Source organism: Rhodococcus sovatensis (assembly GCF_037327425.1).
GTDB classification, from domain to species: Bacteria; Actinomycetota; Actinomycetes; order Mycobacteriales; family Mycobacteriaceae; genus Rhodococcoides; species Rhodococcoides sovatense.
In genome coordinates this window covers 3,656,506-3,679,705 of sequence record NZ_CP147846.1, presented here as the reverse complement: position 1 = coordinate 3,679,705, position 23,200 = coordinate 3,656,506, and the positions used below count along the sequence as shown (strand labels likewise).

At 64.2% G+C, this 23,200-nt stretch carries 25 protein-coding genes and 4 tRNA genes; 20 read left to right on the top strand and 9 right to left on the bottom strand.

Going from position 1 to position 23,200, the window contains the following annotated elements; all coding sequences use genetic code 11:
- Window position 1: 1 nt before the first annotated feature.
- The gene (locus WDS16_RS16990) at window positions 2-895 is read right to left on the bottom strand and encodes a 1,4-dihydroxy-2-naphthoyl-CoA synthase (protein WP_068376602.1); all 894 of its coding nucleotides are present in this window, start codon (window positions 893-895) and stop codon (window positions 2-4) included.
- A gap of 73 nt (window positions 896-968) precedes the next feature.
- On the opposite strand from WDS16_RS16990, the gene WDS16_RS16985 reads away from it, so the two are divergent.
- The 3 genes from WDS16_RS16985 to WDS16_RS16975 all read left to right on the top strand — a co-directional run bounded on the left by WDS16_RS16985 (window position 969) and on the right by WDS16_RS16975 (window position 3,102).
- Entirely contained in the window at window positions 969-1,598 is a 630-nt protein-coding gene (locus WDS16_RS16985) for a PaaI family thioesterase (RefSeq protein WP_338886385.1), read from the top strand.
- Window positions 1,595-2,566 (top strand): o-succinylbenzoate synthase, encoded by a 972-nt coding sequence (locus WDS16_RS16980; RefSeq protein WP_338886384.1) that lies wholly within the window; start codon window positions 1,595-1,597, stop codon window positions 2,564-2,566. The genes WDS16_RS16985 and WDS16_RS16980 overlap by 4 nt, the downstream gene beginning before the upstream one ends.
- Window positions 2,567-2,655: 89 nt before the next feature.
- On the top strand, window positions 2,656-3,102 hold the full coding sequence (locus WDS16_RS16975; RefSeq protein ID WP_068376609.1) for a DUF6918 family protein: 447 nt from the start codon (window positions 2,656-2,658) through the stop codon (window positions 3,100-3,102).
- 103 nt (window positions 3,103-3,205) lie between these two features.
- Here the strand turns inward: WDS16_RS16975 and WDS16_RS16970 are convergent, their stop codons facing one another.
- The 3 genes from WDS16_RS16970 to WDS16_RS16960 all read right to left on the bottom strand — a co-directional run bounded on the left by WDS16_RS16970 (window position 3,206) and on the right by WDS16_RS16960 (window position 6,359).
- Window positions 3,206-4,576, bottom strand: coding sequence for a DUF2252 domain-containing protein (locus WDS16_RS16970; RefSeq protein WP_422395838.1), 1,371 nt, complete (start codon window positions 4,574-4,576; stop codon window positions 3,206-3,208).
- Window positions 4,577-4,725: 149 nt separating this feature from the next.
- The gene (locus WDS16_RS16965; protein ID WP_338886382.1) at window positions 4,726-5,766 is read right to left on the bottom strand and encodes an AbrB family transcriptional regulator; all 1,041 of its coding nucleotides are present in this window, start codon (window positions 5,764-5,766) and stop codon (window positions 4,726-4,728) included.
- Window positions 5,763-6,359: a flavin reductase family protein gene (locus tag WDS16_RS16960; protein WP_338886381.1), complete on the bottom strand. Its 597-nt coding sequence runs from the start codon at window positions 6,357-6,359 to the stop codon at window positions 5,763-5,765. Before WDS16_RS16960 ends, WDS16_RS16965 begins: the two co-directional genes overlap by 4 nt.
- A gap of 73 nt (window positions 6,360-6,432) precedes the next feature.
- Between WDS16_RS16960 and menD the strand changes: the two genes are divergently transcribed.
- Complete coding sequence (menD, locus tag WDS16_RS16955) at window positions 6,433-8,043, top strand: 2-succinyl-5-enolpyruvyl-6-hydroxy-3-cyclohexene-1-carboxylic-acid synthase (protein ID WP_338886380.1); 1,611 nt, start codon at window positions 6,433-6,435, stop codon at window positions 8,041-8,043.
- Here menD and WDS16_RS16950 read toward each other — a convergent pair.
- A complete protein-coding gene (locus tag WDS16_RS16950) occupies window positions 8,040-8,558 on the bottom strand; it encodes a DUF2505 domain-containing protein (RefSeq protein WP_338886379.1) in 519 nt (172 codons plus the stop codon). The genes menD and WDS16_RS16950 overlap by 4 nt on opposite strands.
- Before the next feature lie 57 nt (window positions 8,559-8,615).
- Between WDS16_RS16950 and WDS16_RS16945 the strand changes: the two genes are divergently transcribed.
- The 3 genes from WDS16_RS16945 (at window position 8,616) to WDS16_RS16935 (ending at window position 11,044) form a co-directional block, all read left to right on the top strand.
- Window positions 8,616-9,047, top strand: a complete 432-nt coding sequence (locus WDS16_RS16945) for a DUF3592 domain-containing protein (RefSeq protein ID WP_338886378.1) — start codon at window positions 8,616-8,618, stop codon at window positions 9,045-9,047.
- 113 nt (window positions 9,048-9,160) lie between these two features.
- Window positions 9,161-10,303 (top strand): glycosyltransferase family 1 protein, encoded by a 1,143-nt coding sequence (locus tag WDS16_RS16940; RefSeq protein ID WP_338886377.1) that lies wholly within the window; start codon window positions 9,161-9,163, stop codon window positions 10,301-10,303.
- Window positions 10,304-10,351: 48 nt separating this feature from the next.
- Window positions 10,352-11,044 carry a demethylmenaquinone methyltransferase gene (locus WDS16_RS16935; RefSeq protein WP_338886376.1) on the top strand — a complete coding sequence of 231 codons (693 nt, stop codon included), beginning with the start codon at window positions 10,352-10,354 and terminating at the stop codon, window positions 11,042-11,044.
- 13 nt (window positions 11,045-11,057) lie between these two features.
- Here WDS16_RS16935 and WDS16_RS16930 read toward each other — a convergent pair whose 3' ends face one another.
- The gene (locus WDS16_RS16930; protein ID WP_338886374.1) at window positions 11,058-12,293 is read right to left on the bottom strand and encodes a geranylgeranyl reductase family protein; all 1,236 of its coding nucleotides are present in this window, start codon (window positions 12,291-12,293) and stop codon (window positions 11,058-11,060) included.
- Window positions 12,294-12,456: 163 nt separating this feature from the next.
- Between WDS16_RS16930 and WDS16_RS16925 the strand changes: the two genes are divergently transcribed.
- Together WDS16_RS16925 and htpX are read left to right on the top strand one after the other, a co-directional pair.
- Entirely contained in the window at window positions 12,457-13,476 is a 1,020-nt protein-coding gene (locus tag WDS16_RS16925) for a polyprenyl synthetase family protein (protein ID WP_338886373.1), read from the top strand.
- Window positions 13,477-13,563: 87 nt separating this feature from the next.
- Window positions 13,564-14,424, top strand: a complete 861-nt coding sequence (htpX, locus tag WDS16_RS16920; protein ID WP_338886372.1) for a zinc metalloprotease HtpX — start codon at window positions 13,564-13,566, stop codon at window positions 14,422-14,424.
- Window positions 14,425-14,555: 131 nt separating this feature from the next.
- On the opposite strand, the gene WDS16_RS16915 is transcribed toward htpX, so the two are convergent.
- The gene (locus WDS16_RS16915; RefSeq protein WP_338886371.1) at window positions 14,556-15,056 is read right to left on the bottom strand and encodes a YajQ family cyclic di-GMP-binding protein; all 501 of its coding nucleotides are present in this window, start codon (window positions 15,054-15,056) and stop codon (window positions 14,556-14,558) included.
- 152 nt (window positions 15,057-15,208) lie between these two features.
- Between WDS16_RS16915 and WDS16_RS16910 the strand changes: the two genes are divergently transcribed.
- The 11 genes from WDS16_RS16910 (at window position 15,209) to rplA (ending at window position 20,019) form a co-directional block, all read left to right on the top strand.
- Window positions 15,209-15,291: transfer RNA gene (locus tag WDS16_RS16910), tRNA-Tyr, on the top strand.
- A 187-nt stretch (window positions 15,292-15,478) separates the two neighbouring features.
- Window positions 15,479-15,551, top strand: a tRNA-Thr gene (locus WDS16_RS16905).
- Between the two features lie 81 nt (window positions 15,552-15,632).
- Window positions 15,633-15,705, top strand: a tRNA-Met gene (locus tag WDS16_RS16900).
- A gap of 60 nt (window positions 15,706-15,765) precedes the next feature.
- Entirely contained in the window at window positions 15,766-15,933 is a 168-nt protein-coding gene (rpmG, locus tag WDS16_RS16895) for a 50S ribosomal protein L33 (RefSeq protein ID WP_068376643.1), read from the top strand.
- Window positions 15,934-16,103: 170 nt separating this feature from the next.
- Window positions 16,104-16,589 carry a (3R)-hydroxyacyl-ACP dehydratase subunit HadA gene (hadA, locus tag WDS16_RS16890; protein ID WP_338893498.1) on the top strand — a complete coding sequence of 162 codons (486 nt, stop codon included), beginning with the start codon at window positions 16,104-16,106 and terminating at the stop codon, window positions 16,587-16,589.
- Entirely contained in the window at window positions 16,576-17,001 is a 426-nt protein-coding gene (gene hadB, locus WDS16_RS16885; RefSeq protein WP_068376649.1) for a (3R)-hydroxyacyl-ACP dehydratase subunit HadB, read from the top strand. Before hadA ends, hadB begins: the two co-directional genes overlap by 14 nt.
- 198 nt (window positions 17,002-17,199) lie before the next feature.
- Window positions 17,200-17,272 (top strand) — tRNA-Trp (locus WDS16_RS16880).
- Between the two features lie 69 nt (window positions 17,273-17,341).
- Complete coding sequence (gene secE / locus WDS16_RS16875) at window positions 17,342-17,806, top strand: preprotein translocase subunit SecE (protein WP_338886370.1); 465 nt, start codon at window positions 17,342-17,344, stop codon at window positions 17,804-17,806.
- A gap of 67 nt (window positions 17,807-17,873) precedes the next feature.
- Window positions 17,874-18,728 carry a transcription termination/antitermination protein NusG gene (gene nusG, locus WDS16_RS16870; protein WP_338886369.1) on the top strand — a complete coding sequence of 285 codons (855 nt, stop codon included), beginning with the start codon at window positions 17,874-17,876 and terminating at the stop codon, window positions 18,726-18,728.
- 63 nt (window positions 18,729-18,791) lie between these two features.
- Window positions 18,792-19,226 (top strand): 50S ribosomal protein L11, encoded by a 435-nt coding sequence (gene rplK / locus WDS16_RS16865; RefSeq protein WP_338886368.1) that lies wholly within the window; start codon window positions 18,792-18,794, stop codon window positions 19,224-19,226.
- A 76-nt stretch (window positions 19,227-19,302) separates the two neighbouring features.
- Window positions 19,303-20,019, top strand: a complete 717-nt coding sequence (gene rplA, locus WDS16_RS16860) for a 50S ribosomal protein L1 (RefSeq protein WP_068376657.1) — start codon at window positions 19,303-19,305, stop codon at window positions 20,017-20,019.
- 219 nt (window positions 20,020-20,238) lie between these two features.
- Here rplA and WDS16_RS16855 read toward each other — a convergent pair whose 3' ends face one another.
- Together WDS16_RS16855 and WDS16_RS16850 are read right to left on the bottom strand one after the other, a co-directional pair.
- Window positions 20,239-21,141 (bottom strand): alpha/beta hydrolase, encoded by a 903-nt coding sequence (locus WDS16_RS16855; RefSeq protein ID WP_338886367.1) that lies wholly within the window; start codon window positions 21,139-21,141, stop codon window positions 20,239-20,241.
- Window positions 21,142-21,150: 9 nt separating this feature from the next.
- Complete coding sequence (locus tag WDS16_RS16850; RefSeq protein WP_338886366.1) at window positions 21,151-23,103, bottom strand: CocE/NonD family hydrolase; 1,953 nt, start codon at window positions 23,101-23,103, stop codon at window positions 21,151-21,153.
- Window positions 23,104-23,200 lie beyond the last annotated feature (97 nt).

Here is a 23,200-nt window from a genome sequence, read left to right as displayed (position 1 = left end):
CTCAGAAGTATCTGGGAAACGGGGACCAGTCAGGGTCGCGCTTCTCCAGGAACGAGTCACGGCCTTCGACTGCTTCGTCGGTCATGTAGGCCAGACGAGTTGCCTCGCCCGCGAACAACTGCTGGCCGACCAGACCGTCGTCCTGCAGGTTGAATGCATACTTCAACATCCGTTGAGCCTGCGGCGACTTGGCGTTGATCTTCGCGGCCCATTCGATGGCCACGTTCTCGAGTTCGTCGTGATCGACGACGCGGTTGACGGCGCCCATTCGATGCATCTCCTCGGCGGTGTATGTATCGCCGAGGAAGAATATCTCGCGAGCGAACTTCTGTCCCACCATCTTCGCGAGGTAGGCGCTCCCGTAGCCGCCGTCGAAACTGCCGACGTCGGCGTCGGTCTGCTTGAACCGCGCATGCTCGCGACTGGCCAGAGTCAGATCGCAGACGACGTGCAGGCTGTGACCGCCGCCCGCGGCCCAGCCGTTGACCAGGCAAATCACAACCTTGGGCATGAATCGGATGAGTCGTTGCACTTCGAGGATATGAAGCCTGCCTGCGCGCGCCTTGTCTACGGTGTCCGCGGTTTCGCCACCCGCATACTGGTAACCGCTGCGGCCACGGATTCGCTGGTCACCGCCCGAGCAGAAGGCCCACCCGCCATCCTTGGAGCTGGGGCCGTTGCCGGTCAGCAACACCGTTCCAACGTCGGAGCTGACCCGGGCATGCTCGAGCGTGCGGTAGAGCTCGTCGACTGTGTGCGGCCGGAACGCATTTCGAATGTCCGGTCGATCGAACGCGATACGTACTGTGTCGTCGGTGACGTGTCGGTGATAGGTGATGTCGGTGAGGTCGTCGAACCCGGGGACTGTCTGCCAGAGCGAAGGAGTGAAGGTCACCTGCGCCACGATAGATCGTGGGGTTCTCCCGGTCGCGGATACCCGAGATGCTGCCGCAGGTTACGGTGCTGGGATGAGCGAAGAGGCAGGCCAGGACGAGTACGAGCACCATGGCGGGTTTCCCAAGTACGTCCCCGCCGACGTCGGGCCCGAATTCGGTCGCTTGGTGGAAGCACTGCGCACGTTGCAGGATCTCGCGGTCAGCACCGCACCGTCACCGGAAGTCACCCTCGACCTCGCCGAACGGGTCGAAGCGATCAACGACGTGCTGAAGACCTTCCAGGTACCCGAGGGACAGCCGCCCGCGGGACGAGTCATGACCCTGCCCGGCCGCGGATCTCTGCTGATGCTGCCCTGGACCGTCGAGAAGTTCGACGCCGAGGGAGTGCGAAGCCGGGGCGTGTTCCGCCGGTTCCACCTCGGTGGCAACGGGGCCGCACACGGAGGCACGTTGCCCCTGCTGTTCGACGACATGTTCGGGATGATCCAGCACGCCTACGGTCGGCCGATCAGCCGGACCGCCTATCTACACATCAACTACCGCAAGATCACCCCGCTCGACACCGAGCTCGTGATCGAGGGCAGCGTCGACCGCGTCGAGGGACGCAAGACGTTCATCAGCGCGGTGCTGAAGGACACGGAAGGGAACGTCCTCGCGGACTGTGACGCACTGATGGTCCAGCTGCTGAAAGGTCAGCCGTGATCCCGTCGATCGACGAAGTTCTCGACGGATCGCACGTCCTCTCGCTGCCGATGCGCACCAAGTTCCGCGGCATCACCACCCGCGAAGTGATGCTCGTTCGTGGTCCCGCAGGGTGGGGTGAATTCTCGCCGTTCACCGAGTACGACGATCAGGAAGCCTCCGCGTGGTTGCGTTCCGGGATAGAAGCGGCATGGGATGGGCCCCCCGAGCCGTATCGCGAACGAGTCCGTATCAACGCGACCGTCCCTGCGGTTCCACCGTCCGAAGTTCCGGGCATCCTCGCGCGGTACCCGGGCGTCGACACCGCGAAGGTGAAGGTGGCCGAGAAAGGACAGACGGTCGCCGACGACGTCGAGCGGGTTCGGGCCGTGCGCGCCGTAGTGCCGCGGGTGCGGGTCGATGCGAACGGTGGCTGGACCGTCGACGAGGCCGTCGACGCTTTGTCGTTGCTTCTGGAGGACGGCGAACTCGAGTACGCCGAACAACCGTGTGCGACGGTTCCCGAGCTCGTCGAGGTGCGTCGCCGTCTACCGGGGCTGCGGGTGGCGGCCGACGAGAGCATTCGGCGCGCCGAGGATCCGCTGCGCGTCGTGCGGGCAGGGGGCGCGGACGTCGCCGTCGTCAAGGTCGCACCGCTCGGTGGGATGCGTGCTCTGCTGGAGCTGGCGGGTGAACTCGGTGAGTACGGCGTACCCGTCGTCGTGTCGAGTGCGCTGGATTCTGCGGTCGGAATGGCGGCCGGGATCGCTGCCGCCGCGGCGATCCCGAAGCTCGAGTTCGCGTGCGGACTCGGAACCGGCAGCTTGTTCGTCGACGACGTCTGCCAGGGCCAGGAGCTCGTCGATGGAACCTTGCTTGCCAGTTCGGTCGAACCGGACCCGGCCAGGTTGGCAGCATCGGCAGCGTCGGAAGAACGTGTCCGGTGGTGGCACGAGCGAGTTCGGCGGACGTACGCGTTCCTGAACTGACCTGCCCGCTCCAGCTGCGGTAATCTTCCGACGGCCGCACGCCGACGTTGATGTGCGCGGAAACCGAAGAATCTGGGAGGACTTTCGAAGTGGTTGCTGCACTGAAGGAATCGTTGCTCGACGAGTCGAAGCGCGATGTTCTATTGTCCGACGTTCTGGCGCTGATCGACGCCGAGGTCTCGGACAAGAAGGGAGCCAGCGGCCTCGCGGTCAAGGGTGGGTACGGCGCGGTCAAGAAGGTCGGACCGTCGTACATCGAGAAGGCCGTCGAGGCGCTGTGGCCTGACTTCGTCGACCAGCTCGAGCCGTTCTGGCAGTCGTACAACGCGGCGCCGGCCGGTTCGTTCGCGGACTACCTCGTCGCGAACTCGGATCAGGTGTCGAACGCGCTGCTGTCGGTCACCGATTCGCGTATCGAGGACACGGACAAGAGCGTCGTGAAGAAGTTCTACGGCAGCCTGCGAGGGTCGGCGCAGAAGAACGTCGCCGAGGCGCTGCCGCGTCTGGGTGATCTGGTCACCAAGTACGCCGCGTAGTTCGGGCGACTCCGTCCCCAGTGGCGCGGTTATGTGCACCCTGTGACACTTAACCGCGCCGCTGGCGTGGAACGCACGATCAGAATTTCCGTGGAGCGCCAGGTCACGGTTGAGCGAAGCGGCCCTTCTTCACTGCCTCCACCAACAGCGCGTGGTCGGATTCGGTTTGATCTGCATACAGCCGCGCGAACCGGCACAGCGCGATATCGAGGATGTCGGAATCTCCTGTGTATCCCGCGATCATCGACGCCCCACTCGTGCGTGCGTGTCCCTTGGCAAGCAACCGGCCGACGACGCCTGCGTAGTCCACGAGCGCGGGTGCGTCGATCGAGCCGAGATCGATCGTTCCCTTCATGTTCCGGAACTGCCGGACGTAATACTGACGACCGTCGATCGTCGTCCACCCGAGCAGTGGATCGCTGACGGTTTGCAGATCCTGCTGGTACTCGACGACGCGTTGTCCTTGGTGCGCGTGCCACGCCGACTCGCCGTGCACGTACGGCGCCAGCACCGAGCGTCGCGCCTGCTTGAGCTGAAGGAACACCACATCGTCCGGACTACTGCCCTCGAGCAGCGCCACGTAGGCGCGCAGACCGACACTTCCGACGCCCACCACTCGGTGGGCCACGTCGATCAGCGTGTACCCGCCGAGCACTCGACGCCAATGCGGCGACAGCGTCTGCAGATAGTCGTCCAGTCCCTGCGCCAACAGTTCCTCGTCACGAGCCGGAAGGCGTGTCGTGATGGGTGGTTCCTCCACGAGCCGCCGGGTGCCCTCGTGCTCTTCGGTGAACCGCGGCAACACGCGATCGCTCGTTCGCCTGCGAGCTTTCTTGGTCGCCCTCTTGATCTCCTTGCGCAACGAGCCCTCGGTGGCGTCGGACTGTAATTTCTCCGCAGTGAGACGCTGGAACGAGCGCGACATCAGCGGCTCGTCGGCCAATCGCGACACCTCGACCCGATATGCCCGAACACACGCCGCGACGGCTTCCTCACACTGGTCCTCGGTCCGCCCGTTCTGTCGGCCTGCCACCCAGATGCTTGCGGCGAGGCGTCGTAGATCCCATTCCCAGGCGCCGGGATGTGCCTCGTCGAAGTCGTTGAGATCGATGACGAGATCGCGCTCGGGCGACGCGTAGAACCCGAAATTTCCGAGGTGCGAATCACCGCTGATGACCGGGGTGATGCCCGTCGACGGGAGCAGGGCGACGTCGCGGGCCATGACGATCGCCGTTCCCCGCAGGAAACCGTATGGTGACTCGGTCATCCGCTCGACCCGGACCGGAATGAGCCAGTCGATCCGACCCTCGTGGGAATGTTCGATCTGCCTGATCGGGTCGTGACGGTCCGCTGGGGGAGACCAGTCGCCCATCGACTCACGCGAGACGTGTTCACGCAGGCTCTTGCCCATCTCGTACCGCTCGGCGCGAGGCGTCGTCCTCGCCCGCAGCGTGGCGTAGGACTTGCTGTCCATATTGCCGACCTGGGGGACTACGGCATGGCCTGTATGGGCATCGGGCATGGAAGAACTGTATGTCGGACGGGTGTGGGCTGTTCGTGCGCCGTGCGGGGTAGGAGTGGGGTGACCGAATGAGTCATTCGGTGCAACCGAAGGAAGCCGGCTCACTTCTCCCGATAGTGCCGGACGATCTTCGTGCCGACGGGGACGGCGAAGAGCATCATGAACACCCTGATCACCTGGGCAGCGACGACGAAGGTCACGTTGGCGCCCGTGGAAGCCGCGACGGCGAGGACGGCGTATACCCCTCCTGGCGTCGTGGCGAGGTAGCCCTCGTAGGCGGTGATGGACGTCGACGCAGTGAGCCACAGACCCAGAAGTGCACACCCGACGGTGATGCCGATGATCAGTAGCAGCGCGGTCGGCAGCACCCTGGAGATCGATCGCAGACTGTCCATCGTGAAGCGCAAGCCGGCCTGCCAACCGATACCGATGTAGGCCGCCACCAACAGCAGCGGTGGAACGCCCGCGCCGAACGAGAATCCGAGCAGATCGGCCGCGGTCGTAGCGATCAGCGGACCGAGCAGACCCGGCGCGGGAAGCCTGGCGAGCACCGCGCCCGCGTAACCGAGAGCGCCGCAGATGACCACGAACAGCAGATCGACGAGCCAGGGTGCGTCCACGGCATCGACGACGATGCGATCGGTTCCTCGCGCCGAGAACGCCACCGTCGCGACGATCGGCATCGTGGTCGTCACGAGAACGACCCGTAGGTACTGCACCACTGCGACGACCCGTTCGTCGCCGCCGAGTTCCTGGGCAATGGCAACCAGACCTGACGCACCGCCCGCGACGAGGGCGAGGGCACCGGTGATCGTGTCGACGTCGCGCCGGAGTCCGAGCAGAGCGCCCGCCGCGAGAGACAACACCAAGGTCCCGATGCACGCGAGCACGACAGGGACCCAGTTGTCACCGAGGGTGGACAGAGTGTCGCGCTGCACGAGGGTGCCGATCTCGACGCCGAGAATCGCCTGCGCGGTGATGCCGACTTTCCTGGGGACGCCGGAGGACGGCGCCCAGCCGGCCAGCGCGAAGACGACGGCGACGAACAGGGCGACGAAGAGGCCGGCCGAGGGCACCCCGAGCTGCGACGCACCGAGCGTCAGAACGACGGTGACAACGATCAGGGAGAGCCAGCGGGTCAAGAAGGAGTGCCGGGCCGGTCGATCAAGCGCACCTGCGGTGGCAGACCCCATTCGTTGCGACCGAGACGGCTCAAGGGCGCGATCTTTTCGAACGACGGGAGCCCATCGTCGGCGATGAACTCCTCGCGCACGGCAAGGGCGACGACGCGTCCCATGACGACGAACGAGTTGCCGACCTCGACGACGCGATGCAGCGTCGCCTCGATGGCGATGGGGGATTCTGCGACTCGGGGAGGGGCGACCTTGTCGCTCGGTTCACCGACGATTCCGAGTTCTGCCCATTCACTGATGCCGTGCTCGTACCCAGCAGAGGAAGCGTTCACCTGTTCGGCGAGATGTTCGGTCGCCAGGTTGATGACGAACTCGCCTGTCGACTCGATGTTTCGCAGGCTGTCCTTGCGGCCGACGGACGTGAATTGCACTACAGGTGGGTTCGACGAGGACACCGAAAAGAAGCTGTACGGCGCGAGATTGGCCACGCCGTCCGCGGAAAGGGTCGATACCCAGGCGATGGGCCGCGGCACGACAGATGACGTGAGCAGGGGATAGAAGCCGCCGGGCGGCATCTCGGACGGATCGAAGACAGTTCGCACATCACCATGGTGTCAAACGATGAGCGGCCGGGCCGAATAGTGACGTTCGGCAGGAATCTGACAACCTGAAGGAGTGAACCCGTCCAGCGCCCAGGCCGCAGCCGTCGTCGATGAACTCGTCCGCGGCGGTGTACGAGATGTGGTTCTGTGTCCGGGGTCGCGGAATGCACCGCTTGCGTTCGCATTGCAGGAGGCCGACGGCGCTGGTCGGCTGCGGCTGCACATGCGCATCGACGAGCGCACCGCCGGCTTCTTGGCGATCGGTTTGATTCTGGGCGGGGGGCGCCCGGTGCCAGTGGTCATGACGTCGGGAACCGCTGTCGCGAATCTCGGACCTGCGGTTCTCGAAGCGAACTACGCACGGATGCCGCTGGTCGTGCTCAGCGCGAATCGCCCGTACGAAATGCTCGGCACAGGTGCGAACCAGACCGTCGAGCAGCTCGGGTTGTTCGGCAGCCAGGTCCGGGCGACGATCAGCCTCGGTCTCGCCGAGGACGGCGCAGGCCAGAACAGTCAGTGGCGCAGCGCGGTGTGCCGGGTGCTCGCTGCGGCCCGCGGAACTCGCTCCGGGAACGCCGGTCCGGTGCACTTCGACATTCCGCTCCGTGAGCCGCTGGTTCCCGACCTCGCCGACGTCGTTCCCGCCCCTGCCGGACGGGCAGATAACGCCGCCTGGACGACGACGCAGCAGGCGACGCTCGACGTGCCGGTCGACATCGATCTGTCGGTCGACACCATCGTCGTCTCCGGTCACGGCGCCGCCCTGCGCCCCGAGTTGGCAGGCCTACCGACGGTCGCGGAGCCCACGGCGCCGCTGCACGGCCTTCCGTTGCATCCTCTCGCGTTGTCGCAGCTGAAGCCGCGCCAGGCGATCATCACCGGCCGTCCGACGCTGCATCGGCCAGTGTCATCGCTGCTCGCCGATCCTGCGGTCGACGTCTTCGCACTGACGACGGGTCCGCGCTGGCCCGATGTCTCCGGCAACGTGCTGGCGACCGGAACCCGTGCCGTCGTCTCGGGCAGTCCTCGACCCGAGTGGCTGTCCAGGTGCACCGACCTGTCGGCCCGAGCCGACCTCGCCGTACGAGATCAGTTGGCCGCGCACCCCAAGCCGACGGGGTTGCACGTCGCTGCCACCGTCATGTCCTCGCTTCGCGACGGAGACCAGCTGTTGCTCGGCGCATCGAACCCGGTCCGCGACGCTGCACTCGTCAGCTATCCGACGCCGGGTGTTCGGGTGCTGTCCAACCGCGGCGTGGCGGGCATCGACGGGACGGTGTCGACGGCCGTCGGCGCCGCGCTCGCAAGAGAGGGGCGCACGATCGCCCTGATGGGCGATCTGACGTTTCTCCATGACGCGGCGGGCTTGCTCATTGGCACCGGTGAACCACGCCCGATCGATCTGACGATCGTGGTTGCCAACGACGACGGCGGTGGCATCTTCGAGCTGTTGGAACAGGGAGATCCGCAGTACGCCGGCGCGTTCGAGCGAGTCTTCGGGACACCGCACGGGATGGATCTGGCGGCACTGTGTGCCGCATACCGCATCACGCACCGCAGTGTGGACGGCGCGGAGTTGGCCGTTGCGCTCGAGGGGGCCGCGGACGGGATCCGTGTTCTCGAAGTGACGACGGAACGCTCGGGTCTACGCGAACTTCACGCCGGAATTCGCGCGCGCCTCTAGCTCTCTTCCTCGCCCTGGTTCTGGTTTTGCGCCCACTCGACCGTCTCGCGGGTTTCTCGATCGACCATGTCCTTGATCATGTCGACGATGAGCGACTCGATCTTGCCGCCGATCAGTGGGATCTTGACGGTCGACGTGCCTCGCACAGTAAGAATCGAACCTTCCCCGTCCGGACGCAGCGCCATCGTGCCTGCGACCTTCGCCGGGATCGACGAGGTCCCGCCCGCCAGGGTGCCGTCGGCGATATCTCCGACGAGGGGTCCCCAATGGTCGGTACGGGTGATCAGAAGCTTGCCCTTGATGACTTTCTTGACGAAGCCCGGCAGTTCCGACGTTCCGACTTCCTCCGAGATGTCGACGGTGAATGCGCCGTCCGCGTGCGTGATCAGCTCGTATCCGTCGGTCTTCTCGGCGGTCGCGAAGCGGGCGAGCCACTGATCCTCACTGGTCAGTGCCTGGTGCACGTCGGCAGTGGTGTGTACGGAGGCGATCGTGAACTCGAAGTCGCGAGACATGCCAGCAGACGCTACTACGGTAAAGCCCTCGTGGTCCGCACAGTAACGTCTATCGGCGTGAGTACCCCGAAAGCCCGGCGACGAACAAGAATCTCCATCCTGATCGTCGCGACCGGGATTTCCGTTCTCGCCTTCCTGTTGGTGGTCGCCGCATGGCAGAACGACCGTGCGATCACCTCCGACGAGGGCAGGGCGACCGCCGAGGTGCTGTCCGCGGGCAAGTTGAGGTCGGCAGTAAGCTTCGTGACTCCGGACGGCGTGACCCACAACCCACAACTCGGCGTTCTGTACCCGACGAATCTGATCGCGGGCCAGCGTATCGACGTCGAATTCGCGAAGTCCGATCCCGACCTCGTGCGGGTGTCCGGCCGCAACGCGAGTGTCGCGATCATCCCTGCCGCCTCGGTCATCGTCGTGACGTGGTTGATCGCCGCGCCTGCCCTTGTGCTCATCCGCCGTCAGGATCGGCAAGATCTTGTGCGTACCTAAGCGCTGAGAGGGTTGTTCTTCAGTGCGGCCGGGCAGAACCATTAGCGTGAACTTCGCTCGCCCGTAACGTCCGCGCTTCCCGGCGGCCCGAAGCGCTGCCCACACTGAGGACCGTGCGAGTAGCCATCGTTGCGGAATCGTTCCTACCCAACATGAACGGCGTCACCAACTCGGTTCTCCGAGTTCTCGAGCATCTCGAAAGAACAGGCCATGACGCCATGGTCGTCGCTCCGGACAATCCGTCGGGCAAACCCCGCGCCGCCGTCGAACACGGTCGCATCCCGGTGCACCGCGTGCCGGCCGTCATGGTGCCCAAAGTCAGTTCGCTCCCGGTCGGAGTACCTGGACCCGGTCTGACGGCCACGCTACGTGAGTTCGCCCCCGACGTCGTACATCTCGCGTCGCCCTTCCTGCTCGGAGCCGGTGGCCTCGCCGCGGCCAACCGACTCGACGTGCCCACAGTGGCCGTCTACCAGACCGATGTCGCCGGGTTCGCCGAAAGCTACGGGCTCGGTCTGACATCCAAAGCAGCATGGCGGTGGACCCGACGTGTGCATCGCGGCGCTGCGCGGACGCTTGCGCCGTCGACCTCCGCAGTCGAAGCACTCGAACTGCACGGGGTGCCGCGAGTCCACCGGTGGGCCCGTGGCGTCGACGCCGTCAGGTTCGCGCCGTCGTCCCGACGTGAGATTCTGCGGCGGCAGTGGTCTCCTGACGGTTCTCTGATCGTTGGATTCGTCGGCAGGCTCGCACCGGAGAAGCACGTCGAAAGACTTGCGGCGATCGCCCACGATCCGGCGATCCAGCTAGTGATCGTCGGAGACGGACCTGACCGGGCGTCACTGGAGAAGCTGATGCCGTCGGCGATCTTCACCGGGCAGCTCGGCGGTGACGAACTGGCGCAGGCATACGCGAGCTTCGACGTCTTCGTCCACCCGGGTGAGCACGAAACCTTCTGCCAGGCAGTGCAAGAAGCGCTCGCAAGCGGTGTCCCCGTCATCGGACCCGACGCGGGTGGCCCGCGCGATCTCGTCTCACACTGCCGCAACGGGTATCTGCTGCCCGTCGACCGTTTCACCGAACTCCTCCCCAGTGCTGTGGCGGCTCTCGAAGCCCCGACGATGCGCGCACGGTTCGGTGAAGCAGCACGTCGATCGGTCCTGCACCGCACTTGGCCCGCGATCTGCGATGAGCTGCTCGGGCACTACGGGGACGTGCTCGGCCACGAACGCCAAAGGTCGCTCAGAACGGCCTAGCCTGGTCACTCCGCAGGCTCCGCTCCTGCTTGGGGCTAAGCTCGAGCAGTGGCTACAAGTTCGCGTGCAACGCTCGAGAAGGAACCCCATGAGGTCGCGTCGATGTTCGACGGAGTCGCTCGTCGGTACGACCTGACCAACACGATTCTGTCCTTCGGGCAGGACCGAAGCTGGCGAAAACTGACTCGCGCCGCGCTGAATCTGAAGCCAGGGGAGAAGGTTCTCGACCTGGCGGCCGGCACCGGTGTGTCCACCGTCGAACTCGCGCGAAGCGGAGCGTGGTGCGTCGCAACGGACTTCTCGAAAGGAATGCTGAAGGCAGGCGCCGATCGTCCCGTGCCCATGGTCGCCGGCGACGCCATGCATCTGCCGTACGCAGACGCGAGCTTCGACGCAGCGACCATTTCCTTCGGCCTACGCAACGTCTCCGATTTCGAGGCCGGACTCCGCGAGATAGCCCGTGTCACCAAGCCGGGCGGCCGACTCGTCGTATGCGAATTCTCGACGCCGGTGTTCGCGCCGTTCCGGACGGTCTACATGGAATACCTGATGAAGGCCCTGCCGGCCGTCGCCCGCGCCGTGTCCAGCAATCCCGACGCGTACGTGTACCTCGCCGAGTCGATTCGGGCCTGGCCGACGCAGGAGCAGCTAGCCACCATGATCGCCGACAGTGGTTGGTCGAACGTCCAGTGGCGCAACCTTTCCGGCGGGATCGTCGCTCTACATCGAGCGGTCCGCTGATTCAAGTGTTGGGCTAGCTGAACGGCGGTCGTGTGTCGATCCTGAGCGACGCGCTTCCCGACGCCCTCCATGCGCGCGCGACCAGATCCGAATCCGCCTCGGTGACGAGATTGCCCATCACCCGCACGGCCACCGTCATCAGCGCGCGTGAACGCATCCCGACCGGTCCGGTTGCAGGCAGGAAGCGCGGCACCGTCAGGAGGCCGGCAAGCCGTCGGGCGATGGAAAACGCTTGCCCATAGTGCTCGCGCAATAGTGACGGCCAAGCCTCGGTGAGGTCCTTGACGTCGAGCATGTCTGCGATCATCCGGCCCCCTTCGAGGCCGTAGTCGATGCCCTCGCCGTTGAGTGGGTTCACGCACGCCGCGGCATCGCCGATGATGGCCCAGTTCGCTCCGGCGACGTTCGAGACCGCCCCGCCCATCGGTAGGAGCGCCGACGCCACCGCGCGCAGATCGCCCGACAACGACCAGTCCTCACGCCGCTGCGAGGTGTACAGGTCCAGCAGCGGACGCAACGCGCCGGGCCCGGGGCGCTTGGCCGTGGCCAGTGTCCCCACACCGATGTTCACTTCCCCGGTGCCGAGCGGGAAGATCCAGCCGTAGCCGGGTTGTACCGTTCCAGCGGCGTCACGGAGCTCGAGGTGCGAGGAGATCCACGGATCCGCCGAACGCTGCGACGAGATGTACGCGCGCGCCGCGACGCCGAATGTGGTGTCGCGGTGCCATTGCCTGCCGAGCTTCTTGCCGAGCGTCGAGCGAACACCGTCCGCGACGATCAGTCGGTTGCATTTGATCTCGTGGCCGTTCGAGAACATGACCGACGTGACCTCTCCATCGTCGAGCCGAATGTCGACCGCTTTGGCGCCCTGGAGCATCGCCGCGCCGGATTCGATTGCGGTGCCGCGTATTCGGTCGTCCAACTCGGTTCGGGGTACGGCGCTACCCACCGACGGCAGCGACCCACCCGGCCATTCGAGTTGCAGTTCCTGACCGAAGCCCGACAGTCGCAGCCCGCGATTCTCTGCCCGCCCGCGTACCCACTCGCCGATGCCGAGGCGGTCGAGTTCGGCAATCGCGCGGGGAGTGAGCCCGTCGCCGCACGTCTTGTCGCGCGGGAACGTCGCCGAATCTGCGAGCACGACGTCCCTGCCTGCACGTGCGGCCCAGGCAGCGGCCGCCGACCCGGCGGGGCCTGCGCCGACCACCAGCACGTCGGCTTCGTTGGGAAACTGCGATGCGGACGTCACCGTTCCAGTATCGCAGTGGCAACGACGGGCACCCCACACACCAGGGGCGTGGTCTACGGCACCTTCCGGCGCTGCCGTACTCGAGGTTCACTACGGTATAGGCGGGGTACGTCGCGAGAGAAACAGCGAACCGCTGAAATCGAAGAGGACAGGACGAACAATCGTGAGCACAGACGACACGGCCGGATCGACGGTCGTTGCCGGGGTGGATCTCGTCGATCCGGAGCTTGCACGAACCGTCGCCGCTGGGCTTTCGAGCGTCGAGAAGCTCATGATCGCCGAGCTGTCCGACGGGGAAGACTTCCTCACCGAAGCCGCATTGCACCTCGCGAAGGCGGGAGGCAAACGCTTTCGCCCACTGTTCACCGTTCTGACCGCACAGCTCGGCCCCAATCCGACCGACGAGTCCATCGTCACCGCGGCGACCGTCGTCGAGTTGGTGCACCTCGCGACGCTGTACCACGACGACGTCATGGACGAGGCGACGATGCGTCGAGGTGCGGAGTCAGCCAATTCGCGTTGGGGGAACAGCATCGCTATCCTCGCCGGCGACTATCTCTTCGCGCACGCGTCGCGGCTGGTGTCGACGCTCGGTCCCGAAGCCGTCCGCATCATCGCCGAGACCTTCGCCGAATTGGTCACCGGTCAGATGCGCGAGACGATCGGTGTCAAGAAGGACGAGGACCCCATCGCGCACTACCTGCGGGTCGTGTGGGAGAAGACCGGTTCACTGATTGCGGCGTGCGGCCGGTTCGGCGGGACATTCTCCGGCGGCAGTATCGATCACGTCGCCTCTCTGGAGCGTCTCGGCGACGCAGTCGGAACGGCCTTCCAGATCTCCGACGACATCATCGACATCTCGTCGGCATCCGAGCAGTCGGGTAAGACCCCAGGGACCGATCTACGCGAAGGGGTCCACACGCTTCCTGTTCTGTACGCACTCACCGAAGACGGACCGGACGGGGACCGCCTGCGCGTTCTTCTCGACGGCCCGGTTACCGAGGATGCCGCAGTCGCCGAAGCCCTCGAACTGCTCGGGCGTTCGCCGGGAATGGCGAAGGCCAAGGCCACGCTCGGTGAGTTCGCCGCGAAGGCACATGCGGAGCTGGCTACCCTTCCGCAGGGTGAAGCGAACGACGCCCTCGGACGCTTGGTGAACTACACGGTCGAACGCGTCGGCTGAGCTCGGGCGGGGTACGGGAACCTTGTCGGCTCTCGCAGTCGTTCTATCTTTCGAGAGAGAACGAGTTTTCTTCGGAAGAGGCGACCAATGAGTTACGCGAACGGCGCAAAGACATTCGGCCTACTGGTGGGAATGTCGGCGCTCATCGTCTTCATCGGCTCACTGTTCAACAGCTCGGCGATTCTCCTGCTGTCCGTTGCGCTCGCGGTCGGAGTCAACGGATACGTGTACTTCAACAGCGCCAAGCTTGCGCTGCGGTCGATGCACGCTCAGCCGGTCACCGAGGTCGAAGCGCCGGTCATGTACAGGATCGTGCGGGAGCTGGCGACCACGGCACATCAACCCATGCCGGCGCTGTACATCAGCCCGACCAACAATCCCAATGCGTTCGCCACCGGCCGGAATCCGCGCAACGCCGCGGTGTGCTGCACCACCGGAATCCTGCAGATACTCGACGAGCGGGAACTCCGTGCGGTGCTCGGCCACGAACTGTCGCACGTCTACAACCGCGACATCCTCATCTCGTCGGTGGCCGGCGCCATGGCAGCGGTCATTTCGGGCCTCGCGAACTTCGCCATGTTCGCGTCGATGTTCGGCGGACGAGGCAACAACGGTGCAAATCCGATTGCGCTGCTGCTGGTCGCGCTCCTAGGGCCCATCGCTGCCACCGTCGTCAAGCTGGCGATCTCACGTTCGCGTGAGTTCCAGGCCGATCAATCGGGTGCCGAGCTCACCGGAGATCCGCTCGCCCTGGCGTCGGCGTTGCGCAAGTTGGAGCGGGGCGTGCAGGCGGCCCCACTGCCTCCGGAGCCGCGTATCGCCGCGGAGTCGCACCTGATGATCGCCAACCCGTTCCGAGTGGGGGAGAAGGCCAGCAGGCTGTTCTCCACCCACCCTCCGATGGCGGAACGGATCGCCCGGCTCGAACGGATGGCGCGCGGGGAGTAGGTGCGGCTCCGCTGGCGCGCACCCCGGTGCGGCTCAACTGGCGCGCACCCCGGTGCGGCTCCGCCGCAGTGGCACGGTTGAGTGCACGCCAGGACACTTAACCGTGCCACTGGTGGCGGAGCCCCTACGTCCTACCGGTAGTTGACGAACTGCAGCGCGAGACCGAAGTCCTCGGATTTGAGAAGCTGCTGAACGGCCTGGAGATCGTCGCGCTTCTTGCTGCTGATTCGAAGCTCGTCGCCCTGGATCTGGGCCTTGACGCCCTTGGGGCCGTCGTCGCGGATCTTCTTTGTGAGCTTCTTGGCGTTCTCGGTGGAGATGCCCTGAACCAGCTTGCCAGTGACCTTGTAGACCTTGCCGGACGCCGCGGGGTCATTGGTCTCGAAGGCCTTCAGTGACACGTCACGTCGGATCAGCTTTTCCTTGAAGACGTCGAGTGCAGCCTTGACCTTCTCTTCGCTTTCCGACGTGATCGTGATCACCTCGGCGTCTCCGCTGCCGGACCACTCGATCACGGTGCCGGAGCCGCGGAAGTCGAACCGGGTCGCCAGCTCCTTCGCAGCCTGTCCGAGAGCGTTGTCCACCTCCTGGCGGTCAACTTTGCTCACTACGTCGAAGGAAGAATCAGCCACGTGCAACTCCTGAAGTCGAATCGTTTGTATCGGTCGTCGGCCCCGACGTTAGCCCGTTCGCACCCCGGCTATCCACCCGGTTTGCGTTGGAGGGGCACGTTCGTTGTATTCTTCTCTCCGCGTCGGAGAGTGAAACTTTTCGATGCATCCAAGGCAGATTGCCCGAGCGGCCAATGGGAGCGGACTGTAAATCCGTCGGCTTATGCCTACGTAGGTTCGAATCCTACATCTGCCACCCGTAGAGCCCCAGCGAGATAGTTCTCGCTGGGGTTTCTACTGTGAAGAGGGATCACACGAAGGTCGCTGAGCATGCAATTTGGTACTCGGTGCTCGGACTGTGTAACCTCTTGAAGGCTTCGGCGCACGGCTTGTTCGTGCGTCAGGAGTGCAGCCTGCGGAACGACCGTATTCGCAGGAGCAACGCCCCCTTAGCTCAGTCGGTAGAGCGTTTCCATGGTAAGGAAAAGGTCAACGGTTCGATTCCGTTAGGGGGCTCGCTGGATTGGATAGTTCGCCAGACACCCTCATCGCCGGGGAAATCCGCGGCAGTGAGATGATGTAGTGGTGGGCACCTGAGGCGGTGTAGCTCAGTTGGTAGAGCAAACGACTCATAATCGTTGCGTCGCCGGTTCAAGTCCGGTCACCGCTACACAAGAAGATTGCACAGTCCTGATTAACCGGATCAGATTTACCCGAAAGTAGGCATCCAGTGGCCTCCTCCACCGATGTGCGGCCCAAGATCACCTTGGCCTGCGAGGTTTGTAAGCACCGTAACTACATCACGAAGAAGAACCGCCGGAACGATCCCGACCGCCTCGAGCTGAAGAAGTTCTGCTCGAACTGCGGCACGCATCGTTCGCACCGCGAGTCTCGCTAGTCGCGAGCCTTCTCGGCTGCTGGTTTTCGTTCGGAGTCGACGCCACGCGTTAGGCTTACTTTTCGTGCCCTAACCGCACTTGCGTCCTGGGTAGAAAAGGTTCACTTAACAGCGTGACTGAGTCAGTGCAGGATCCAGAGGTTCAAGATCCAGCGGCGCACGCGGCGTCGATGGTGGGGCACCACTATCGCGTCGAGCACCCGTACGAGGTGGGTCGCGAGAAGGTTCGCGAGTACGCCCGGGCTGTTCAGGACTGGCATCCGGCTCACCACGACGAGGCGGCCGCCAAGAGCCTCGGTTACGACGGCCTTCTTGCGCCGCTCACGTTCATCTCGCTGGTGGGCATCATCGCGCAGACTCGGATGTTCAAGGAGTTCATCTCCGGTTACGATCCGAGCCAGATTTTGCAGACCGACCAGCGACTTCAGTTCCACAAGGCCATTTCGGTCGGTGACGAACTGTCGTGCGAGGTCTACCTCGAGTCGTTCCGTCAGATGAGCGGTAGTGACATCATCACTACCAAGAACATCGTGACCGATCAGAACGACGAATTGGTTCAAACGACGTGGACCACTCTCGTTGCCCGGACCGGTGGCGAAGTCGACGAGAATATTGCCCACGCAGTCAAGGACGTGATCATGCATGGCGCTTCGTAGCTTTGCGGACGTCGCGGTCGGCGACGAGTTGCCTGAGCGCATCGTCAAACTGACGCGCGGCGATCTGGTCAACTACGCGGGCGTGTCGGGCGATCCCAATCCGATTCACTGGAGCGATGAAGTCGTCAAGCTTGCCGGGCTCGACAATGTCATCGCCCACGGCATGCTGACGATGGGCCTCGGCGCCGGATTCGTCACATCGTGGCTCGGCGATCCTGGTGCGGTCACCGAGTACAACGTTCGATTCACCAGCTCCGTCTACGTACCCGCCGATTCGGCGGCATCCGTCGAATACACCGGCAAGGTGAAGTCGGTCGATCCGGATTCGAAGTCGGCGGTCATCGCTATCACCGCGAAGTCCGAAGGCAAGAAGATCTTCGGTAGAGCCACCGCGACGGTCCGCCTTGCATGATCGACCGAGTGGGATCGGATTTCTGGGTTCCACATCCTGTGCAGTACACTGAGATTTCTGGGGTTGTTCAGCGCTGCGCGCTGCCGAGGTGCTGGTTCGAAGGCCAAAGGTAGCGCGTACGTCATGTGAGACGGCGTTCGCGTCGGTCGAACATGGTGCAATTCCAGAACGGCGTCGTCCGATGGCGGACGTTGCCGAAGGGGCGTAGCTCAATTGGTAGAGCAACGGTCTCCAAAACCGTAGGTTGCAGGTTCAAGTCCTGTCGCCCCTGCCCATGTGGCTCCCTCATCGCGAAGTCGGTGAGGGTAGCGACGGTGTCAGCTACTGAGAGGAACGACGGGTGACCGAGGAGCGCGGTAAGCGCGACGACCAGTCCGAGGACTTGTCGGCGCCCGACTCGTCGACGCCTGACGCGTCGTCGACCGAGAGCTCTTCCGGCGAGTCGGACTCAGCCGGCGCGTCGTCTGCCGCTTCGGTCAGGCCGTCCGGAAAGCGGACTGCCCGTCGATCACGCACCGCAGGTGCATCGACCGAGAAGGTGTCGATCTCCAAGCCGGCAACAGCGAGGACGTCGGTCGCAACGCGTGCCGAGAAGTCCCGCGAGCCCAAACGTCCGAATGTGTTCAAGCGGCTGATCCAGTTCCTTCGCGAGGTCATCGCCGAGTTGCGCAAGGTCATCTGGCCCAACCGCAAGCAGATGGTCACCTATACCAGCGTCGTGCTCGTGTTCGTGACGTTCATGGTCGCGTACATCAGCGGTATGGACCTGGCGTTCACCCAAGGGATCGAATGGGTGTTCGGCTGACGCTGCGCGCTCGGACACGTTCGATGATCTTTACGACAAGCACGAAACGACAGAAAGGGTGCCTGCTGTGAGCACGCCGCACAACGACGCCACCGAAGTGGCCGCATTCGACGCCGATGTCGAGGCGACCAAACAGGGCCTCGAAGCGGAGCAGGCGGCCCAGGACCGCGAGACCGACGAGGCCATCAAGGCCGACGTCGCTGCGGCCACAGGTGAGGATGTCACCGCTGATGGCGACGTTGTCACCGCCGAGGGTGACGATGTCGCCGTCGACGAGACCGCAGACATCTCCGCCGAGCCCGAGGATCCCGTCGCCGAGATGAAGGCCGCGCTTCGCCGCGCCCCCGGTGACTGGTACGTCATCCACTCGTACGCCGGATACGAGAACAAGGTGAAGGCGAACCTCGAGACCCGTGTTCAGAACCTCGACGTCGGCGACTACATCTTCCAGGTCGAGGTTCCGACCGAAGAGGTCACCGAAATCAAGAACGGCCAGCGCAAGCAGGTCAACCGCAAAGTGCTTCCCGGCTACATCCTGGTCCGCATGGAACTGAACGACGAGTCCTGGGGCGCGGTTCGCAACACTCCGGGCGTCACCGGTTTCGTCGGTGCCACGTCGCGTCCGTCACCACTGACGATCAACGAGGTCGTCAAGTTCCTGATGCCGCAGCAGGGTCAGAAGAAGGACGCGAAGGCCGGAGGCGCCGCGGACGGCAGCGCGACCGAAAGCACGTCGAAGCCGACTATCGAGGTCGATTTCGAGGTCGGCGAGTCGGTCACCGTCATGGATGGCCCCTTCGCAACCCTCCCAGCCAGCATCAGCGAGGTCAACGCCGAGCAGCAGAAGCTCAAGGTGCTGGTTTCGATCTTCGGCCGCGAGACTCCGGTCGAACTCGGCTTCACGCAGGTCGCCAAGATCTAGCGAGAGCCGCACACACTTGCAGTAGTAACCGCAAGAAACCCGAGCGAATACAAGGAAAAAGAAATGCCCCCGAAGAAGAAGAAGCTAGCCGGGATCATCAAGCTTCAGATCCAGGCCGGAGCGGCAAACCCCGCTCCTCCCGTCGGCCCCGCGCTGGGCCAGCACGGCGTCAACATCATGGAGTTCTGCAAGGCGTACAACGCAGCGACCGAGTCGCAGCGAGGAAACGTCGTGCCGGTCGAGATCTCGGTCTACGAAGACCGCACGTTCGACTTCAAGCTGAAGACTCCTCCCGCCGCCAAGCTGCTGCTCAAGGCCGCTGGCGTTGCCAAGGGCTCCGGCGAGCCGCACAAGACCAAGGTCGCCAAGGTGACCATGGAACAGGTGCGCGAGATCGCCAAGACCAAGGCCGAAGACCTCAACGCCAACGACATCGATCAGGCCGCGAAGATCATCGCCGGCACTGCTCGGTCGATGGGCATCACCGTCGAAGGCTGATTCAGCCTTCACAGAACGTGGGAGGGCCGGCCAGGCCCGTCAACCACACTGAACTCGAAACAAAGGACAGTAAGACATGGCAAAGCGCAGCAAGGCCTACCTCGAGCAGGCCGCAAAGGTGAATGCAGACAACCTGTACTCGCCGCTCCAGGCAGCAAAGTTGGCCCGGGAAACCGCGTCGAGCAAGTTCGACGCAACCGTCGAGGTCGCCGTTCGTCTCGGCGTCGACCCTCGTAAGGCCGACCAGATGGTGCGTGGCACCGTCAACCTTCCCCACGGCACCGGCAAGACCGCTCGGGTTATTGTTTTCGCCGCTGGTGAGAAGGCTGCTGAAGCAGAGGCAGCAGGAGCCGACGTCGTCGGCGCAGAGGATCTGATCGAGCGCATCCAGGGCGGATTCCTGGACTTCGACGCTGCGATCGCCACCCCTGATCAGATGGCCAAGGTCGGCCGTATCGCCCGCGTCCTCGGACCGCGTGGCCTGATGCCGAACCCGAAGACGGGCACAGTCACCAACGACGTGACCAAGGCTGTCAACGACATCAAGGGCGGAAAGATCAACTTCCGCGTCGACAAGCAGGCTAACCTGCACTTCGTCATCGGCAAGGCGTCGTTCGACGACACCAAGCTGGTGGAGAACTACGGCGCAGCACTCGACGAGATCCTCCGCGTCAAGCCGTCCTCCGCGAAGGGCCGCTACGTCAAGAAGATCGTGGTCTCGACGACCACCGGACCGGGAATCCCCGTCGATCCGACTCGTACGCGCAACCTGCTCGAGCTCGACGAGAGCTGAGTCTGCTCGAACTCCACAAGGCCGGCGCCCCCGAGGGGGTGCCGGCCTTGTTTTGTGCCCGCCCCAGGGGTGACCGAAATAGACATTCGCTCACTCTGAGTGACTGAAACAGACATTCGGTCACTCTGAGTGACTGAAACAGGCATTCGCTCACTCTGAGTGACTGAAATAGACATTCGGTCCCTCCGGACCCGACCCTGCGAGCCCCGGCCCGCCAGCTCACACCCTCGCGAAGTTCGCCGCTAGCTCACCGAGGATTTCGTCCCACAACGGCCGCGGCAGATCGTGGCCCATGCCGCCGATGAGGTGGAGCGACGAGCCTTTGACAGCCCGGGCGATGGCTTTGCCGCCGCTCGGACGCATGAGGCGGTCCGCGCGGCCGTGGATCACGACGGTCGGTGCCGCGATTTGCGCCGCAATGCGGCGAAGGCTTCCGGTGCCGGTCACTGCAGCCATGTGTCGCAGTGCGCCGGCAGGATTGTAATTGCGGTCGTACATTTCGCCTGCGGTGACGAGGAGTTCCTCCATCGGCGTGGGGTACGCCGGACTGCCGATGATGCGTCGGGTGTTGGCCGAATGCGCGATGATCTGCTCGCGGCTTGCGCCCGGGCCGGGTCCCTTCATCAGGGGGAGCAGTGCGCGTGGGTCCGGTGGCGGTAGGAAGGCTTCGTTGGTGCTGGAGAAGATGATGCCGGTGCTGAGTACGCGTTCGGGATACAGCCCAGCGAATACCTGCGCGATCATTCCGCCCATGGACGCGCCGACGACGTGGACGCGCTGTATCTCGAGGTAGTCGAGGAGGCCCTTCGCGTCGAGGGCCATGTCCTCGAGGGTGTAGGGAACCCTGCTCGACGCGCCTAGCTGGGTGCGGAGGAGCCTCAGCAGAGCAGATCCTTCGATGCGTTGACCGTCCATCTTGGTCGACAGACCGATGTCACGGTTGTCGAAGCGAATGACCCGAAAGCCCTGTTCGACGATACGTTCACAAAACTCCGTCGGCCACAGCGTCATCTGGGCACTCAGACCCATGATCATCAGCACGACGGGATCGTCGGGATTGCCCATGTCCTCGTAGGCGAGCTCGATATCGTTCGACGGCGCGAAACCGGTACGCGACTGCATGTGTCTTCTCTACCAGCCAGGTTCGCCGAGTAGGGGGACGACGAGAAAGCTGGGGCTCTCGGCGTCGATCACCACGTCCTGCGCTTTGGCTTGGGTGCGGAGGAGGTCGGGCAAGATCGGCATGAAACGGGGCGCGTCGGTTGCGAAGATGTCGACGCGAAGCCGATGCCCTGTTTCGATGCGGGCCTCCGTGGTGAGCAGGTCGATGTCGAGAACGATGGTCTCGCCGATCGGCACCGGCAGCAATGTGCTCTCGGTCAAGGGGTGATGGGGCCGCGTGTAGTCGCCGTTCGGCGCGAACAGTGAGAGCTCGTCGTCGACGGCCCTGCGGGAGGCGAGGAGCGCACCGTTCGTCAGAACAGTCGATTGGCCGCTCGGGTCGACGTCGCACACCATGATCGCCCAGAGCGCCTCGGGTGCATGGCACACGACGAGCAGGTGGAGGTTCATCGGCCCCGAGATCACGGTGTCGGCGTCGGCGATTCCCGTGGTGAAGGTGATGGCACCTTTTTCGGCGAACCGGTTGTCGTAGGTGAAGCCACCGCCGAGTACAGCAGTCACACCCGCGAGGACCTGCGTGGTGTCACGTGAGATCACCGACCGTAGGTTCGGTCGGACAGAGAACGTTCCGGCAGACGTGTCGGCGTTGGCATGCAGGCTTCCGTCGGCCACCGCGTGCGGTGCGCTACCGGACGATACAGCGGACAAGTACAACCGTCTCGGCTCGGCGTGTGGCGCTGGGAATCTTCCGTGCGCCGTCCAGCCACCACCTTGCTGCCGGAGGGTGACCGGACCGTACTTCTCGATGCCGTTGTCCTCGTCGCGCAGCCATCGGTCGAACCATGCGCGCTCCAACACGTCCAGCCGCGGGGGAAACCGAGGTTCGCCGAAGCCGACGCCTGGATTGGCGTGGTATCCGTCGCCGACCAGTAGTTGCTTGTGCCCTCGCCCTCGCTCGAGTGCGAGGCGGTTGTAGATGTCGGGTGCGGCGCCGCCGAAGATGTCGTGCCAGCACCCGTAGACGAAGGTCGGGGCTTCGATGTCTTCGATGTCGGCGTCGATGGTGTCGTAGTAGGGATCGTCGTAGATCCTTCGGTCACCGCCCGAGACGAACCCCCTGGCGAGGTCGAGAAGATCGGTCGCAGGAGAGGAGAGCCGATCGCGCAACCAAGTGGCGACATCGAGGTCGCGGACGGACGGCACCCATTTGAGTCCGTTGACGGCGGTCAGCCACAGCGGGATGAACAGCGACGGCGCCCCACCTGTCGCGAAGATCTCGCGGACGATGTCGACCGATCCTTCGACCGCGAACACTGCCTGCAGTCCAGCCGGACGTTTCGCTGCGGCCTGGAGCGCGTTGATCGCAGAGTACGAGATGCCCGCCATTCCGATACGGCCGTTGCACCACGACTGGGCGCTGATCCATTCGATGGTCTCCAGCGAATCCTGCTGCTCCCGTAGTCCGAGAACGTCCCACGTTCCAGTCGAAGACCCGGTTCCTCGGACGTCGACGATCACCTGCACGTAGCCGCTGCGGACCAGGTGCCTGTTGACTGCCCCGACATCGGCGGCTCCGCCCGCGACAACCCGAGTGATCTCGGTGATGCCGTCGAACGGGGTGCCGGTGAGATCGAATCGGCGCGACAGCGTTCGGATCAGCGGCCCGAAGACGGGAGCGTTGAGGACAGTGTCGACACCCTTGATCAGCAACTTGTTGTACGGGGTGAGAGTGAGCACGGCGGGAAAGTCGCCCGCGACAGCATGACCCGCCGCATCGGCAGGCCGAAAGACGTAGGCGCGGAGTACGACGCCGTCGCTCATCGGGATCCGGACGTCGGCAGCGACCGAGACTTTCGGATAGCGCGGTTCTTCTTTCGCAATAGCGCTCCACGTCAGTGCCGCTTCACCGCCGCTCGGGTCGCGCCCTGGTTGCAAGAGCGGGTGTGGCTGCGCTGCCGTCATGTTCCGATTGAACCTCTCCGAACGATCCGTGTCACCTTTTCGTTTGTGCCGCGCCCGAATTCGCTGCATTGTCCATATTGTGCCGCGACGGACGGGC